This window comes from Microcoleus sp. Pol12B3 (genome assembly GCF_036701355.1).
GTDB lineage: Bacteria > Cyanobacteriota > Cyanobacteriia > Cyanobacteriales > Microcoleaceae > Microcoleus.
Genome location: NZ_JAUBQS010000024.1, coordinates 1 through 17,218, shown reverse-complemented (window position 1 = coordinate 17,218; position 17,218 = coordinate 1). Strand labels below are relative to the sequence as shown.

Below are 17,218 nucleotides of genomic sequence, written 5' to 3'. Positions count from 1 at the left end.
ATAACAGGGTTTGATGTAGGAAAATACTGCGTGGAGCGCCTTGGCTGTGGGTTGAAAAACCCGGAATGTTAGTTAAGTTCAAGCAGGTAGAATTTGACCATAAATTATGAAATTAAAATCAAGGTAAACTGCTAATTTTTGAAGATAAAATGAAAAAAACTTCGTAGCAGTTTTTCGTAGCCCGATATGTTTGCGCGTAATGGCTAATTAGTAATTGGTAATTGATACCAGTTTAAAAGCCTAAAGCTCAAACGTGTTTCGATTCATCTGCAGGCGATGGGGGCCAAGCTGGGCGACCTAGTTGCTGTTGCCGAATTCGCTCCAAATTCCCTGCTGGAATAGAAGCTATGAGTTGCCGCGTGTAAGCTTGCTGCGGTTGGCGGTAAATGCGCTCAGCAGTGCCAATTTCCTCGATTTTACCTTTGTTCATGACGATCGCGCGATCGCTCATAAACTTAACCACGCTCAAATCGTGAGAAATAAAAATATAAGTCAGTCCAAACTCTGTTTGCAACTCCTTCAGCAAATTTAAAACTTGCGCCTGCACCGACACATCTAATGCTGAAACCGACTCATCGCAAATAATAAACTTAGGATTCAAAGCCAAAGCTCTAGCAATACAAATTCGCTGCCGCTGTCCGCCCGAAAACTCGTGAGGGTAGCGCCGCATAAAATCGGGATTTAAACCCACTCTATCCAACAAATAAGCCGCGCGCTCGCGCTGTTCTTTCTGGTTCTTACCAAAGCGGTGAATCACCATCGGTTCCATCACCGCATCCCCAACATTTAGGCGCGGATCGAGAGAACTAAAAGGGTCTTGAAAAATAATTTGCAGATCGCGCCGCAGCCACCGCAATTTGCGATCGTACTCTTTTTTCATCCGATAATTACCCATCCACTGCGATGCCGAACTACTTTTGGCAGGAGGCGTAATTTCTTGACCTTCAAAAAACACTTTACCGCTGGCTATCGGAATTAATTGCAGCAAAGCTCTCGCCAAAGTAGATTTGCCGCAGCCTGACTCGCCCACCAAACCCAAAGTCTCGCCTGGATAAACCTCAAAAGAAATATCGTTGACCGCCATAAATAAGCGTTTGGTTTCGCCAAACATTCCCTGCACCGGAAAACCGACTCGCAAGTTATTAACAGCCAGTAAAGGCCCGGAAATATGCGGCAGCCGAGGCGGTTTTCCGGTTGTAAAAGCGGGATTTCCCCCGCTGCTGTCGCCGTCTACATCGGCATTTTTCTCGACAATTACTAATTCGCCGCTAGCATTTGTGGTGACATCCATAAAATCGGAAACTGTCGGCAAGCGGCGCCTTTGCCGATCGAGAGTTGGGCGGCAAGCTAATAAACCTTTTGTGTAAGGATGTTGGGGATTGCTGAAAATTTGTTCGATCGCACCGCACTCAACAATCTTGCCTCGGTACATCACCGCCACCGTATCGCCAATTTCCGCAATGACGCCCAAATCGTGGGTAATAAAAATCATTGCCATGCCTCTAGAGTCTCGCAACTCCCGCAGCAAAGCTAAGATTGTTGCCTGCACGGTTACGTCCAAAGCCGTTGTCGGTTCATCAGCAATTAATAAAGTTGGATTGCAAGAAATGGCCATTGCAATCATCACGCGCTGGATTTGGCCGCCTGAGAGTTCGTGGGGATAGCGATCGAGCATAGCTTGTTTTTGGCCGTTGACGAGCTGCATCAAATCGCGATCGTCCTCCATAACTGCTTGATTCCCCGCAGCAGTCCGGGAGTGCTCTTGCCGCAAAGCCAAACACCGCTGCCTGATCTCATCGTCGCCCGGTAGCAGTTTCACTTCTTGCAGCAGAGAAGCGGCTTGACGCCGCGCTTCTGTCTGCGATACCTGTTGGTGCAAACAAATGGCTTCTGTGAGTTGAAATCCGATCGTATAAACGGGATTTAGCGAACTCATCGGCTCTTGAAAAATCGTCGCAATCTGGCTGCCCCGGTATGTTTGTTTTTCCCTGTCCGGCATTTCCAGCAGATTCACAGGCCCATTGCTAGCGCCGTCTTTTGTCGAATAAAACCAAATTTCGCCGTCGATTTTCGTTGACGAACTCGACAGCAAACCCATAACAGCGAGGGATGTTACCGATTTTCCCGATCCCGACTCTCCCACGATGCCCAGAGTTTGCCCTCGCTTGACCTCAAACGAAATGCCGTCAACCGCTTTGACGGTTGCAGACGCATCGCCTGCGTCCGCAGATTGAAATTGAACCCGCAGGTTGCGAACTTCTAGGACGGTTTCACTCATGGAGGTCTATGGCAGTTAAATGGAGATTAAGTGGATTGTAGCAGGGCCTGCTGAAGGCAGAAGGCAGTAGGAAGATTTTAAGATGGCTTTGCATAACAGATGGCGAAAGCTAACATTCTTCGCAACGCTTCGCCGTGGATGAGTTTTGAATTTTAAATGGTTTATAACTTAAAACTCAAAACTCAGAACTACTGGAGTGCCTTCTGCCTGCGAGTAATTTTCCTCAAAAACCAATGATTTGAGTGTCAGCAGGCAGTGCAGTGGCCTCGGAGACCTTTTTAAACACGGTTGCCTGTTCGTTTAAGGAATTAGGTCTCGCCTGTCCGGGATTAGTGCCTTGCAACTGAAGGCGCATTTGACCTTCGGGAGTCAACTCAAAAACAGTCTCAACGGTTTCTGTGCTGCTGAGGCCGACATCAAGGTGCATCGGTTTTTCACCGAGATTAACTTTGTACCTCATTTCTTTGGCGCGGGCGGCTCCGTCGGGGCCTTTAGCCATGAGAAACAATTTGCCTTCTGGGGCAAAGACGAAGGTGAAAGACTGACCGGAGGGGACTGTGCCTTGCCATTGACCTAGGAGTTGCTGGTCGATGCTGCTAGCGGCCGGGGCTGCTGTTTCTTGGGCAATTATTGGTGCTGCTGCGGATGCGGGGCCGTGTGAAGCGGTGAAGCTGGCGAGGATGCCGAAGCAAAGGCCACCTGCGATCGCTTTACCAATCATTTTTGAATTAGACATGAGACCGATCTAAAAATTGGTTATTTGTTTTGTACACTGTAGCGGTAAAACCGTACTTTGTTTAGTTTAAATTTCTTTTAGGCATAGATATAAGTTGAGGTTCGCACCTGCAACGCCGCTGTCATCCCCGGACTAAAGCTTTTCCTGAGCTTGTTGAAGGGTCACGGGGCTTTCAGTTTTTTTTCTTGTAAAATCCCCTACAAATCCGGCTAAAGCTGCACAGTTCGCTGTTCTGAGTTGATTGTTTTTAACTCAAAACAGCTAACTGACTATTGCGTTCGATCGCACCCTCAGATAGTTTGTCAAATCGATCGCATTAATAGTCTTTCATTAATTTTTTTCAGGATCGGGTTCGACTTGTTCTGTCGGAGATTCCGGCGCGGGTTGCTGTGGATTTCGCGATCGTTTCATTCGCTCCAATGCCTCTGCGTAAGACCAAGCCACGCTCACAAGAAAAGCTTTCGCCATGCCGGACAAATTTTGTGACTCCTGGGTTTCAGGCGCTTCAGCTTTTTGGTTGCCGTCGTTCATCATGTTTTTGTTTTCTCCCGGGCAGGTTTTTCTAGCGATTTTTTGCAGTTGGCGATCGATACCCACAACTTATGAATTTTCTTGCACCGCACCCTAATTATCTTTGAGGATATGACCTTGATTACCACGGATAATATCATAAATACGCTGATTGGATGACCACATCAGAAAGAAACCTTAACTTCGCTGGTTGCCCGCAGCACAGACTCTTGCAGGAAAGTGCGCTTGTAAGTTTCGATAATTTCATTAATAGCTTGATTTTTTTCAGGACTACTTTCATAAATTAAAATAACTATTTTAGTGTTTTCTCTAATCAGAATACCCGCTCTGTTGAGAAACTGCCCGGAGCCGTCTAATACGGTTAGCCCTTCCCGAAAGCGAGGGGTAATAACTGCTGTGACAAACTCCTGCCATTCTGATTCAGAAATTGTCTCGCCTCCCGGTTTTGTTAAGCCAAAATAGAGTTCATCTTTGAGGAGATTTGTTTGCTGGGCATTAATATCCGAAGTTTCGGGAAGTTGAGCGCGGGCAATTGTTGCCGGAGAAACAGGCAGGATGAACAGCAGGCCGGTCAAGCAAAGACTGTTAAAATGTTTATTCATCAGGAATTACGTGGAACTTCTATATTGTGGGCCGTTGTTTCTAGCGTGCCCTTGAAAGGATGATTGAGAATACTGCAATATCTCAGTTTTAACCACCGAGTTTGAGCAACGGGCTTTTAACGCGAATTTGATTTAATTTAACAGAAAAGACTTCCAACTCAAAAACCCAGTTTCTCAGGTGAAACTGGGTTTTTGAGCATCTGTTCTAGTTTATGTATGCTCGCCTACTTGATTGCGTCTGTCGTATTAAGTAGCTCAACTTATTTAAACGTCAAACTTTCCATGTGTTCAGAAACCCGGAAGGGCGAGCACTCTTGGCTGCCCCCCGAAAGCAATCAGGTTTCTCAGTGTTATATTTTTTAGGTGGAGCTACTAATCCTTTAATTCGCGGATACTTCTCTTAGCAGTGTCTTGATACATCTCCCCCATCTCTTTCACGGCTGCTCCTGCCTCTTGGCCAATCTTCTGAGCTCGATCGCCGGGAGAGTCTGAGGTTTCGCGAGCTTCTTGCCTCCATTCGCGCGTGGTTTGGGGTCTTTCAGGATTGTTGAGCTCAGATTTTGAGCTTGCTTGCGTGGCAAAACCTTTGTTAGTGCGTCCCGAATCAACAGTGGTTGTCAGCACCAGAAAACCGACTAGGACAACACTCAAAAAACTCTTAATTTGAAAGCCCTTAAGCAGGGAACTGATGCGAGCAATGGCTGTGGAAATCAAATTCATCTCAGTAATACTCCCTAAGTTGATTGGTGATAATTTTCAACATTTTTTCATCTAATTGACTCGCTCCAAAATCAGCAGCTAATGCGAGGTAAAGCCAACTTAGCTTTAACTTCCGATTAACCACCTAAATAGAGTTATAGGTTAGCGATAAAATCTGGTAGACACGCCACCTATGTGTCAGCCAATTAGCTTTTTCACACATGAATATCACCTTAACAGCAGCCAAATAGTTCTACCTCTAACTAAAGTCATAACTTAGTTAGAAGAAAAAAAAATATTTTTCAGCACAGGGTTAGACAATTTTTAATCAATCCTGCTCTGCAAAGCAAATTCTTATTGCAAGCGATCGCCCGTTTTTACGTCAAACCAGTGCAGCAACTGAGGCGGAAAAACCAGCTCTACAATTTCGGAATTCCAGTGGCGGTCATTTGGCAGCAAAGCCCGCACCGTTACTGACTCCAAACCTTTAACTCGGACGCTAACTAAATTTTGCATTCCCAAGTTTTCCACTAAAAAAACCTCACCTTTAATTGCCTCTGTGGCCGACATCTTACCGGCCTCTGCATCTGCAAAGCCGACGTGTTCCGGGCGAATTCCTAACACAATTTCTGGGGGCACAGTCGGCATATTTGGTAGTCGAACTCGAAAATCGCCCAACTGAGCAAAATTTCCCTGGCATTTAAGCACTAGCAAATTCATTTGCGGGCTACCCACAAAACCGGCTACAAACTGATTGGCAGGACGGGTATAAATTAAGTGTGGCGGGTCTAGTTGCTGAACGTTGCCGCTGTTAAGAACTGCGACTTTTGTAGAAAGCGTCATTGCTTCGGTTTGGTCGTGAGTGACGTAAACTACAGGAGCTTTTTGGGAGGAAAATAATTGTTTGAGTTCTGCCCTAACTTTTTCCCGCAATAATGCGTCGAGATTGCTCAAAGGTTCGTCGAGCAAAAATACTTCCGGTTGGCGCACTAATGCTCGGCCGAGGGCGACTCGCTGCCGCTGTCCGCCTGATAATTTGCCGGGTTTGCGATCGATTAATTCCGTCAATCCTAGGGATGCTGCAACTTCTGTCACTAACCGATTGATGTCGCTGGAGGAGATTTTGCGAAGTTTGAGGCTCGATGCCATATTCTCGTATACTGTCATGTGCGGATAAAGCGCGTAACTTTGAAAAACCATTGCAATATCGCGATCGCCCGGTCTGAGATAAGTGACATCGCGATCGCCAATTCTAATCTCGCCCCTAGTTGGCTGTTCTAACCCTGCAATTAACCGCAGTGTCGTAGATTTGCCACACCCCGACGGCCCCAGCAAGGTTAGAAATTCTCCTTCGCTGACATCCAAACTAATGTCTTTTACGGGAACTACTTTAGGGCTGTAGGTTTTATTGAGGTTTTTTAGTTGCAATTTTGCCATGATTTTTAAAGTGTTGACTGTTGACTGTTGACTGTCTTGTTTGACTCGTTCCCAGCCAGAACCCAGGAACCAGTTCAATCTAAAATCTAAAATCTAAAATCTAAAATCGATTTATCCTTTTACAGCCCCCGCAGTTAAACCCTGAACAATGCGCCGCTGGAACACTAAAACCAGCAAAACTAAGGGCAAAGTTCCCAAAACGGTGGCTGCGGCGATCGGGCCGTAAGGAATCTCAAATACTGACACCCCGCTGAGTTGAGCCGTGGCGACTGGGATTGTTTTTAGAGATTCGCGAGTCATAAATGTTAGTGCAAAAATAAACTCGTTCCAAGCTGAAATAAATGTCAAAATTCCCGTTGTGACTAACGCGGGAAATGTCATCGGTAGCACGATTTGCCACAGCATTTGGAAAGTGTTGTATCCGTCTACTTTAGCCGCATCTTCCAAATCTTTGGGCAACTGTTGAAAGAAACTCCGCATTACCAAAATTGTCAAGGGCAGATTGATCGCTGTGTAAGGAATAATTAATGCTAAATAATTATTGCCTAAATCCAAAGCTTTGACAATTTCCAGCAGTCCCAAAAATAGCAGAACTGCCGGAAATAGCGTTACAATCGTCACAGTTGCCAGAATTATTCTCTCGCCCCACAACCGCAACCGGGCTAAAGCGTAAGCTGCGGGAGCGCCTACTGCTAAACACAGCAATGTTGAAGTAATGGAAACAAAAGCGCTATTTAAAATATAAAGGGCAAACGGGCGGCGCTGGAACAGCGACAGGTAATGCTCGAAAGTAATTCGTTTGGGAATGTAGATGTTGGGAATCGCCGAAATATCTGCATTTACTTTGAAAGAAGTTAGCACCTGCCAGATAATAGGTGCGAGGAAATAGGCGACAATTAAGAGCGCTGAGATTGGCAAGATTAATTGCCGGATGTTAAAGGTTTTTTTCGTGGGTTGTTCGCGGGCTATCGACATAATTTATACCAATCAAATAAATGTGCAACTGTGGGTTATCTAAAATCCAAAATCCAAAATGTAAAATCGTCTTAGTTTCCTCCGGCTGCATTGATGCGGGCTCTCGATAACAGGTAAGCGGCGATCGCAACTGCTGCCACTAACAGCAAAAAAGTACAAACCACCAAAGCCGCCCCGTACCCAAAGTCTAAATACCTCATTACCGTGCTGTAAATGTAGATAGAAACCGTCTCCGTTGCCCCCGCCGGTCCCCCTCCCGTCATCACCTGAATCAAGTCAAAAATGCCGAAAGACTGGGCAAATCGAAACAGCAAAGCAATCACAATTTGGGGCATCAGCAGGGGCACAGTAATTTGACGGAAACTCTGCCAGCTACTGGCGCCGTCAATCGCGTGGGCTTCGTACAAATCACCGGGAATTGATTGCAATCCCGCTAGCAAAAGCAAGCTGACAAAGGGCGTAGTTTTCCACACATCTGCTGTAATCACTGCCATCATTGCCAAAGTCGGATCTCCCAGCCAGCTAATGCTATTTTGAATCAATCCTAATCGCCTCAAAATGTCGTTAATTACGCCGTATTGGTCGTTAAAAATCCACGCCCAAGCTACTCCCATCAATGCAGTGGGCAATGCCCAAGGCAGGAGAGAAATTGTGCGAACAATGCCGCGCCCTGTGAAAGATTGATTTAAGACTAAGGCAATGCCCATACCGAGAATTAATTCCACCAAAACAGAGACGACTGTAAATACTGTGGTGTTGCCTAAAGTTTGCCAGAAACGCCCGTCGCCTAACATTCGACTGTAGTTAGCAAAACCAGAAAAAACCAGTTTTAATTCAGTACCGAGGTTTTGGGTGAATAAACTCAGCCAAAAAGCGCGCAATATTGGGTAAGCAAATACTAGCAGCAGAATTATCAAAGCTGGTGCTACTAATATCCATCCGGTTGTTTGTTCGCGCTGTCGCATCTTGTCTAATTGCATAATTTTCACCTTTAATTTATTTTTGGGCGGGCTAAAAGCAATGCCCCACAATTGAATTAACTTTTTGTGGAACAGGCCCGAAAGCCTGTTCGGGCGGGCAAGATGCCCGTCCCACAATAAAAAAAATCACTCTTCGCTTCACAGGCATCTTGCCTGTTTCTGACAGAGGCAAGAGGTCAAATTTATGAAGTTTGGGGTTGTTTCAAACTGCCTAATAAATTGCGCGTTTCGTTAGCTGCTGCTTTCATTGCTTGTTCTGCACTCATTCTCCCGGTAAAAGCTGAACTCAAATAACGCTGCAAAATATCAGAAGCTTGAGCGTATTGTGCCAGGGGCGGGCGCAAAGCTGGCCGTTCCACTACTTTTAGCAGTTGCGGGTAGTGGGGATATTTTGCGACTATTTCTTTGTTGGTAAATAGTGATTTGTAACTGGGAATTAAACCGGTTTGTAAAATAAATTTGCGCTGGGTTTCCTCGCTAGTAAGGTACTGAATTGCTTTCCACGCTTGTTCTGGATGTTTTGAGGTTTTGGCAATTCCCCAGCCCCAGCCGCCCAAGCAGGAACCGCCTGTTTTACCGGTACTGCTGAGCATTGGCTCGATCGCAATTTTGCCTCTAACATTCGATCCTTCGGCATTTGCCAGCTTCCAAACATACGGCCAGTTTCGCAAAAACAGCGCTTTGCCATTTTGAAACAACAGCCGGGTTTCTTCTTCTCCGTAGGTGGTGACACCCGGAGGAGAGATGCCGGAGGCGATCGTATTTTTGAGAAATTCCACTGCTTTAATTGCCTCCGGTTTATCTAACCCAACTTCAAAAGTTTGAGGGTTAGCCCAGAAGCCACCAAAACCGGAGAGCACTTCGACAAACATCGCAGATACTCCCTCGTATTGTTTGCCTTGCCACAGATAACCCCAAGTAGCTTTTCCCTGTTTCTGCAAGTTTTGAGAGATTTTTACCATCTCTTCAAAGGTTTTCGGGGCTGGAATTTTCGCTTGTTCTAAAATGTCTTTGCGGTAATAAAGCATTCCGGCATCGGAAGCGTGGGGAATTCGGTAAAGTTTGCCTCGATACCGCCCGCCTTCGACGTTACCTTGGATGAATTTGGAAAGTTGTTCCGGGGGAATTCTGTCTGTCAAATCGCTTACCCAACCTGCGGCTGCAAATTTGGGAACCCAGACAATATCCATGTTGATGATGTCGTAGGGCGATTCGCCTAAAAGAAAGGCAGATGTATAAAGATTTTCTATGAGGTTGGTGTCAAAAGGCCCTTCTATGAGGTTGATGCGAATGTCGGGGTTTTTCTGTTCAAATTCTTTGACAAAGGGTTTCCAGTTAACAATGTCTTGGCCTTGCATTAACATGGTGAGCACGACTGGCTGTTGAGTCAGTGCCGGCAGAATAAATAAAAGCAAGACGGCGGTTAATGTGGCAGCGAATAAGGCTAAAAGACGGGGACGCTTCTGGCTTCGTTGCTGCGGGGAATTTATGTTTTGCATTTGCTTTTGAGAAATGGCGCTGCGATCGCCTTATTTCTCTCATAACTCGCTTTCTTTTGTTTCGCTGGATTTACCGAGTTTATGCAATAAAAGTTTAAGTAAACTTTAGCTTACTTAATAATGCTTGAGTCAAAAGTGCAAATTTTGATTGAACTGATTAGATGGCGAGTTAAATCAACATCTATCTACAGATAGATATTAAACCTATTACAAAAATCATCAACTATCTTGAGATTATCTGCGTTTATCTGTGTTTATCTGCCTGTAATCTACGGTTGATCCTTCAATCAAAGATTTATGCAATTCAAGTATATTGAGAACATTTAAATAAATAATTCTTCCTTCTTCCTTCTTCCTTCTAAACACAAAAAACACCGCTCCTCAAAACAGGAGAACGGTGTATAGGGGGTGTTATGGGTTGTTGTCTGGGATTAACCTTAACAAATCACGATCGGCTGAGGCTATGCCTTGTGATGGTTCAAAAATTGGCACAAACCTGCACGATCGCCCGCCGCTCGATCGAGCTTTGGGATTAGCCCAACCATTCCACAACGGCATCCTGCTTGGTATTGGTGCGCCGTTCTGGGGTTTCGCGGTTGAATTTCAAGTGGATGGCGCGGTTTTGTTCGCCGTCTGCTGCTACTGCAAAAATCGGATAGTCGATTAAGCCGTCTTGGAAGGACATCTGGAAGCGGAAAGTGCCGTCAGCATTGAGTTTAATCGGCTGTCCGCCTACGTAGACGGTAGCGTCGGGTTCGGTGGCGCCGTAGACGATCAGTTCGGCATCCGCAACTAACCAGAACTGGCGAGGGCGCATCGGGGCGGCAAAGCCAACTCCCGACATACCGACACCCGACATACCGAAACCGGACATTGTGAGACCGGACATACCGACACCTGACATGGTGAGGCCGGACATACCGACACCTGACGCGGTAAGGCCGGACATGGTGGGAGCCGCCCACATTCCGACGCCGGAGGGGAACACGTAGGAACTGAGGGCTTGTTCGTGGATGCCGACTTGCTGGACCGAACCGGCGACGTGCTGCATGGAACCGAAGATAGAACCCGCTACGCGCATGGATTCGGCAGATTCTGCCATGCCGAAGATTTGTTCGTAGATAGCATTTTCGGTGCTGAAACCAAAGCCATTGGCTGCTTGTGCCATTTTCTTTGCCGGAGGAACCAGTTCGGCGAAAGTTTTGCCTTGCAACTCTTCTTCCCAGTCGAGGGTGATGAATTGATCTTCAATCCAGTCGCTGGGATAGACGGGAGGAACGCGGACTTGGGCAGATCGGGCTAATACCAGCCAGCGACCATCTGCACAGCGGTAGCCGATGTCGATCGCGTAGTCCCGATCGCTCACGGGGATTGGCACATACCATTCCCGTGCCAGTTCGTCGCAGGGATATTCTTGAATACTGTGCGGGCTTTGAGTGTCGAGGTTAACATCTGTAACGTCGTAGATCCGCAGGGCGAGTTGCTGTCCTCCTTGGCGGCGCATTTCTTCTTTGCGATCGTTGGGAATGTCCCAGTAAGTGTAGGCCCATTCAGGATCGCGGGGCATTAAAACCACCCGGCTTTCGCCGTAGCCGTTGGGCAAATCTGCTAAACCTTCGTCTACAGACGACAAAGAACCGCCTGTTCTATCTTCTTGACCGAGTTCAAACTTTGCTGCTTCCACTGCTTCTTGTGCCTCTAGTTTGCGAGATGGGCTGTAGGAAAATTTGGTGCGCTGAATTTCTTGAATTGATGCCAGGAGTTGCGATTTCCGCATCCGGCTGTAGCGAGAGACTCCACATTCGCTAGCAACTCTGCGGAGTTGTCGCAAAGTCATCTCTTCTAATGGTGGGCGTTCTTTTGCCATGAGTTCGTTCTCCACTAATTTGGGATGGCGGGTTAGATTTTTTCTTTCAACACAAGTGTGTTGACTTTTTGAGTTAGAAACTCTTTTAAATCCACATATTATCGAGCTTCCAAATCTCTCCAACCTTTGAAGCCTTGCTTGTTTTTAGCTTGTCTTGTCCCCCATGCGATCGAGGGTTTGGACTTATTGGCTTCTGCGCGCACCGTCCGATCTAAATAAAGCTTTATCTGTCGATTCTTGATTGACAAGATCGACTTTGTGAGTGCGACCGGTGCTGCTAGCAACGCTGTGCTAGCAGCACACGCGCTATTCGACTCCCAGGCCTGCTTAATTCAAGCATTTCTTTGGGATCGCTTTGTCATGACTTAATGTTGCAGACAACTTGCGATCGGGTCAAGGGGTCTTTTCCCTCAATCCTGGGTACTTATACGCATTTTCGTGATTTTGGGGATCAGATTGTCAGGGAATCTTGACATTTTGGGGAGTAGGGGGATCGGTGGTGAAGCGAATGTCAGGATTTGATGACATATTGCGATAGGGGGCTTTTGATGGATTTGGAGGGTGGGGGCGATCGTTTAGATATGTCAGCGATCGATGCAATCCGACTCCTCGAAACCGGGTTTTTTACGAAAATACTTCGTTAGACCATCGCAGATTCGGTAAAAAACCCGGTTTCTTGGCTCCCAGCGTCCACGACTATATAGGAATCCTAAATGATTCACAAAATTTTATAATTTATAATGGTTGTGGAGTATAATACTTGCATAGGGAATATTAATAAAAAAAACAATATGTGTGAGCAACAACATTTAAAAGAGTTAAATGATTTTATAGATAGCAACCCAGCTCCGATACAAATGAAGTGAGCTTTGAGAGTTAATGATGTGGATTGAGGGGATGCCTTGTTCTAAAATACAAAAAATATTAAATGTATCAGCAACATTTATCAGTCAATGCAAAATGAAATTTATCGAAAATGGAGTTGAAGAATTAAAACTGAAGTATCAAGGGTCAAACGCCTATCTCAGTCAAGCGCAACGCCGGGAGATTATTAATTACTTAGATCCTCAAGTGTATTTAAGCCTACAGGAGTTTCGAGAATATATAGAAGACAAGTATGATGCTCGCTTCAAATCAAACTTATTATACATTAATTACTTGATGAAGCAAAGATTAGCTGGAATGAAACTCAATAAAATAACAAAAAAATCCTTAATTGGTAGAAACAAAAAAGATAGAAATAGAGAGAATTTCGGCAGAAAAACGAGACAAGATAGAAGCTGGAAAACTTGTCTTGTGTATGATTGATGAATGTCATCTACTGTGGGGAGATGTCTGTGGATATGTTTGGGGAAAGACTAAGGTAAGAATAGAAGTACCCATGACAAATCAGAGACAAAGGCAAATATATTTTAGTGCTCTCAACTATCAAACAAAAGAATTTTTGGTTCGACAATATGAAGCCGGAAATTCAAAAAATACACTTTTATCATAATGTTAAACAATAAAATTCCCAAAGAGTATGTCTACAAAAAATCATGTTTTATTATTACCAGGAAAACTAGCCTACTTGAAGGCTTTGCGTCCAAGGCAATGGACAAAAAATCTCATTGTCTTTGCTGCACCTTTGTTTGCCTTTAGCATCAATTTACAATCATTACTAGGTAGCCTGTTGGCTTTTGCATTATTTTGTGGAGCGTCTAGTAGTTTCTACTTAATTAATGATCTTGTCGATATCGAAGCCGATCGTCAACATCCCGTCAAAAGGCAGCGACCGATCGCATCCGGCTTAGTTAGCATTCCCGTCGCGATAGGGATGGCTGTTTTGCTATTAGGTAGCGCTTTGACTCTTAGCTGGTTAAGGACTCCTCAGTTAGGTGCAAGCATTACCGCTTATGCCTTATTGCAAGTTGCTTATAATTTTCGACTTAAACGGATGGTGATTTTGGACATTGGCGCAATCGCCACCGGATTTGTTCTCAGAGCCTTTGGTGGTGCAGCAGCTACAGGTGTAGTTTTATCATCTTGGTTTCTACTCTGCACAGCAATGCTAGCATTGTTTTTAGGGATTGAGAAGCGCAAAGCAGAACTGCGATTGACACAACTCAAAGGTAGCACACCTCGTTCTGTCCTCCAACGCTACTCCTTACCAATGTTGAATAGCATGGAAAACGTTGTTACTTCTAGTACAATTGTAACCTATGCACTTTGGAGTTCAGGCCCCTATATGCGTGGAGCATCCACTTCTTGGATGCTACTGACAATACCATTTTTACTCTATGGCATTTTTCGCTATCAACTACTAAGCGAACCCCAGGAAATTTCTCTTAACAGTGATACTAATATTGAGCAAGGAGGTAGCAGTGAAAGACCTGAAGAAGTTCTCTTAAAAGACGTGCCAATACTACTCACGGTTATCGGTTGGGTTCTCACCTGCTTTACGATTTTGTGGCTAAAACATCAATCACTAATCGACTAAAAATTTCAAGATCAACATTTTGGGAATAGGGAAATGGGAAATTTAAAGAATTTGTTGCTAAAGTTACGCCAGATAGGAATCAAAAGAAAACTTCCTACATTGGCACACGGAGCAGATCTACTAGCTCAAATTGAGATTAACTGCTTGAGAGAATCTGGAATTAAAGGAATCATTCTCGATCTAGACGACACGATCATCTCTGAAGATGACCAGTATATTTATCTCCGGATCCAGAGGATTGGATTACACAGACAAAATTTGCATGGTTGCATTTGTTTATTCTCTCAAATGGGAAACGACATTATCGAGTTAAATATTGGTTTCATAGTCTAAACATTCAGGCGATTAGTCCAGCCCCAAAAAACTTTTCCTTCTGCATTTACCAGGCAATTGCTTATATACAACTTAACCATAAACAAGTAGTAGTAATAGGTGATAGTTTACATACTGATGTTTTAGGAGTATGGCTTTCGGGATAGTGGTGTCTCAAGGTTTATACACTACCACATCCGCCTAGATGGTGGGATAAAATTGCCGGGGAATGGGTACATAAACCTTATCTCTACCTTAAACAACTTGGGAAAATTTATGGTATATTTGAAGATAAAATGTTCTTATATATAATTATTTACAGAACCCATTTGACATCTTTATTTTATTGTATTGCAGTATGGCCCACTGGTTGGGGGAGGGGTTAATGTTAAGTGTAATTTCAGCTATCACTTTCACTAAATCTGTTTAATTGTCATTCTAATTCAGGAAAAAAGTCCTGTCAGAACAGACTACATGAATTTTCGTAAATTCGCGCTCGTAGGCAAAGGAAAATGAAAAAATTAATTCAAGTTGGTCGTCAAATTTATTGCGAACATCAAATACACTTCAACGTCTTTATTTTTTTCTGGGCTTTATTTGCTCTAAGTAATAGTGGATTTGATACTTCTGAAGGTGTATCCCATTACAAAGTCGCAGTTCAAATAGTTAAACACGGACAGTTAGGTTTTGATAAGTTACCGTCAGGAGTATTTCAATTGGCACCTAATGGCAAAGCTTATGGGTCTCATGAAATTGGCAACACTCTTTTCATACTACCAACAGCATTGATAAATGTGATGCTAGAAAATGTTTTATCTAGATTTGTCAGTCTAGATAAAATAGTATTACTACAAAATTTTATTTTATCTTTTCAAGCCGGTGTTTATTCAGCAATTACAGCCACAACCTTCTTTGCGATATTGTATACTAGATTTTTGGTAGCAAAAATCCCCAGCTTTTTAGCAACATTATGTCTGGCACTGACCACATATTTTTGGACTTATTCTCGCAACTTATATGACGGTGTACTCTGTGCCACACTGTTGACAGTATCTTTTTTTCTCCTATTAACATATCGGCATAAAAATACACCCCAGTATTTAGTTGGTTGTTTTATTTGCCTAGGATTCGCTTTTATCACTCGTATATCCATGATATTAGCCATCCTAGTAACTTGTGCTTATTTGTTAATCGTTTATCGCTCAACATTAGCAACACGCATTCAGGGATTGTTCTTAGCAGGATTAACATTGTTACCTTTTATCGCGTGGCAATGTTGGTATAACTATCTTAGAACAGGAATATTTTATAAATCGCCTGTACAAACAGCAGTATATGCACACAATAACGCTTTAGACGGAAATATTTTTGTAGGAATAGCAGGTATACTCATTAGCCCAGGGAAAAGTCTATTGATTTATGCACCTTTACTAATTTTGTCTGCATTCCTGTTTAAGAAATTTTATCAAGAACATCAGAAAGAAGCCATATACATTGGTGCTTTAACAATACTATGGTTTCTACTTCACAGTAGATTAAGAAGTTGGTATGGCGCTTGGGGATGGGGGCCAAGGCACTACATTACTATTTTGCCTTTAATATTTTTACCATTTGCGGTCAATATTGAGTATGTACTGAGAGACAAACTTTTAAAACTTACTTCCATAATTCTAGGAACTTTTGGTTTTATTCTAGGGTTATCATCAATTATTTCTAATTGGCACTTTCGGATGGAGTATGCCACACAGCGCGGTTTAATTGGTGATAAAGTATTTATTTGGAGTTGGGGAAATAGCCAATCAATAGATATGTTGAAGGCGGGATTTGGTAATATTTTTCGGATGCTAACCCATGGACCAATTATCAGAATCCAAGATACATCTTCTGAAGCTAATGAATATGCCAGCAGCACGATAAATCTCTGGGTTAACTCTTTTATCTATGCAGGTATTCCTTGGTATTTCGTAGTGATTTTGGTGATTCCTTTAGTGGCTTTGATGTATTTTTCAGCCCGAAACATTCTTACTACCACAAAAAAAATATTTGGCACAGGTAAATAAACGGATGTGATGCTATCAAGATGTCCTCGACTGGATGAAAGCAGCAGATTTTTTAGTTTTTCCGTCCCGTTATGAGCCTTTTGGTTTAGTAGTGCTATATGTCTTTTGGGATCTGACAAACTGCAAGACTTTCAGCCAAAAAGTTAGCTACCCCAAATAGTCCCCAGCTATCAACTAATATAACACCAAATATAGTAGTCCTAGATGATTTATGAGAATTTACCATAAATGTGAAGCTTAGCGAAATCAAATATCTGATAATGAGTAAGTAACTTAAATATACATTTGACGGCAGCAAAAGTCTTACACATATGATAGCAATCCTTAATCCATTGTTTAGCTTGTAACCAAATATCTTCTATTAGATTCTGAGTCGGATAGTTGGGCGCAAATCTCAAAGAAGTGATTTTCCAATTAGATTCATCTAAACCATTATTCACCACTGATAAAAAATCTTTAACCTCTGCTGAAGAATGATATTTAGCGCCATCCCAAATTAATGCTATCTGCTGAGCCTTATATTGGCTCATCAGATACTTTAAAGATTGAATAGTATGTTCTCCATTTCCCTTTGGATATGCCTGAATTAGACATTGACCAGTCGCAATATTTACGGAACCAAAGTAAGTCTGTCGCTCTTTCTCATTCACAATTGGGACTTCCACTCTTTGATTCTTCTTGCCCCAAACTGGAGTTTAGACTAACAAGGGAAAGAAAAGGGAGCCTGTGATTGGCACAGGCTCCCTAAAGGCAGAAAATTGAG

At 43.6% G+C, this 17,218-nt stretch carries 13 protein-coding genes and 1 pseudogene; 3 read left to right on the top strand and 11 right to left on the bottom strand.

What is annotated here, in order from left to right; genetic code table 11:
- Positions 1–247: 247 nt before the first annotated feature.
- The 10 genes from QUA53_RS14125 to QUA53_RS14080 all read right to left on the bottom strand — a co-directional run bounded on the left by QUA53_RS14125 (position 248) and on the right by QUA53_RS14080 (position 11,604).
- Positions 248–2,278, bottom strand: coding sequence for an ABC transporter ATP-binding protein (locus QUA53_RS14125; RefSeq protein ID WP_333097934.1), 2,031 nt, complete (start codon positions 2,276–2,278; stop codon positions 248–250).
- 223 nt (positions 2,279–2,501) lie between these two features.
- Positions 2,502–3,014 carry a hypothetical protein gene (locus QUA53_RS14120; RefSeq protein WP_333097935.1) on the bottom strand — a complete coding sequence of 171 codons (513 nt, stop codon included), beginning with the start codon at positions 3,012–3,014 and terminating at the stop codon, positions 2,502–2,504.
- A gap of 330 nt (positions 3,015–3,344) precedes the next feature.
- Positions 3,345–3,611, bottom strand: coding sequence for a hypothetical protein (locus QUA53_RS14115; RefSeq protein ID WP_333097936.1), 267 nt, complete (start codon positions 3,609–3,611; stop codon positions 3,345–3,347).
- Positions 3,612–3,709: 98 nt separating this feature from the next.
- A complete protein-coding gene (locus tag QUA53_RS14110) occupies positions 3,710–4,147 on the bottom strand; it encodes a DUF3574 domain-containing protein (protein WP_333097937.1) in 438 nt (145 codons plus the stop codon).
- A gap of 372 nt (positions 4,148–4,519) precedes the next feature.
- Positions 4,520–4,867 carry a hypothetical protein gene (locus tag QUA53_RS14105; RefSeq protein ID WP_333097938.1) on the bottom strand — a complete coding sequence of 116 codons (348 nt, stop codon included), beginning with the start codon at positions 4,865–4,867 and terminating at the stop codon, positions 4,520–4,522.
- Between the two features lie 333 nt (positions 4,868–5,200).
- A complete protein-coding gene (locus tag QUA53_RS14100) occupies positions 5,201–6,283 on the bottom strand; it encodes an ABC transporter ATP-binding protein (RefSeq protein WP_333097957.1) in 1,083 nt (360 codons plus the stop codon).
- Positions 6,284–6,394: 111 nt separating this feature from the next.
- Positions 6,395–7,258 (bottom strand): carbohydrate ABC transporter permease, encoded by an 864-nt coding sequence (locus tag QUA53_RS14095; protein ID WP_333097940.1) that lies wholly within the window; start codon positions 7,256–7,258, stop codon positions 6,395–6,397.
- 71 nt (positions 7,259–7,329) lie between these two features.
- Entirely contained in the window at positions 7,330–8,238 is a 909-nt protein-coding gene (locus QUA53_RS14090; protein ID WP_333097942.1) for a sugar ABC transporter permease, read from the bottom strand.
- Between the two features lie 182 nt (positions 8,239–8,420).
- Entirely contained in the window at positions 8,421–9,737 is a 1,317-nt protein-coding gene (locus QUA53_RS14085) for an ABC transporter substrate-binding protein (protein ID WP_333097944.1), read from the bottom strand.
- Between the two features lie 532 nt (positions 9,738–10,269).
- Positions 10,270–11,604 carry a DUF4912 domain-containing protein gene (locus QUA53_RS14080; protein ID WP_333097948.1) on the bottom strand — a complete coding sequence of 445 codons (1,335 nt, stop codon included), beginning with the start codon at positions 11,602–11,604 and terminating at the stop codon, positions 10,270–10,272.
- 879 nt (positions 11,605–12,483) lie between these two features.
- Here QUA53_RS14080 and QUA53_RS14075 point away from each other — a divergent pair.
- The 3 genes from QUA53_RS14075 to QUA53_RS14065 all read left to right on the top strand — a co-directional run bounded on the left by QUA53_RS14075 (position 12,484) and on the right by QUA53_RS14065 (position 16,455).
- Positions 12,484–12,912 (top strand): hypothetical protein, encoded by a 429-nt coding sequence (locus QUA53_RS14075; RefSeq protein ID WP_333097950.1) that lies wholly within the window; start codon positions 12,484–12,486, stop codon positions 12,910–12,912.
- 214 nt (positions 12,913–13,126) lie between these two features.
- Complete coding sequence (locus tag QUA53_RS14070; protein WP_333097952.1) at positions 13,127–14,083, top strand: decaprenyl-phosphate phosphoribosyltransferase; 957 nt, start codon at positions 13,127–13,129, stop codon at positions 14,081–14,083.
- An 824-nt stretch (positions 14,084–14,907) separates the two neighbouring features.
- Positions 14,908–16,455, top strand: a complete 1,548-nt coding sequence (locus tag QUA53_RS14065; protein ID WP_333097953.1) for a glycosyltransferase family 39 protein — start codon at positions 14,908–14,910, stop codon at positions 16,453–16,455.
- Between the two features lie 209 nt (positions 16,456–16,664).
- On the opposite strand, the pseudogene QUA53_RS14060 reads toward QUA53_RS14065, so the two are convergent.
- Positions 16,665–17,132: pseudogene (locus QUA53_RS14060) on the bottom strand (transposase); the annotation flags it as partial.
- Positions 17,133–17,218: the final 86 nt, after the last annotated feature.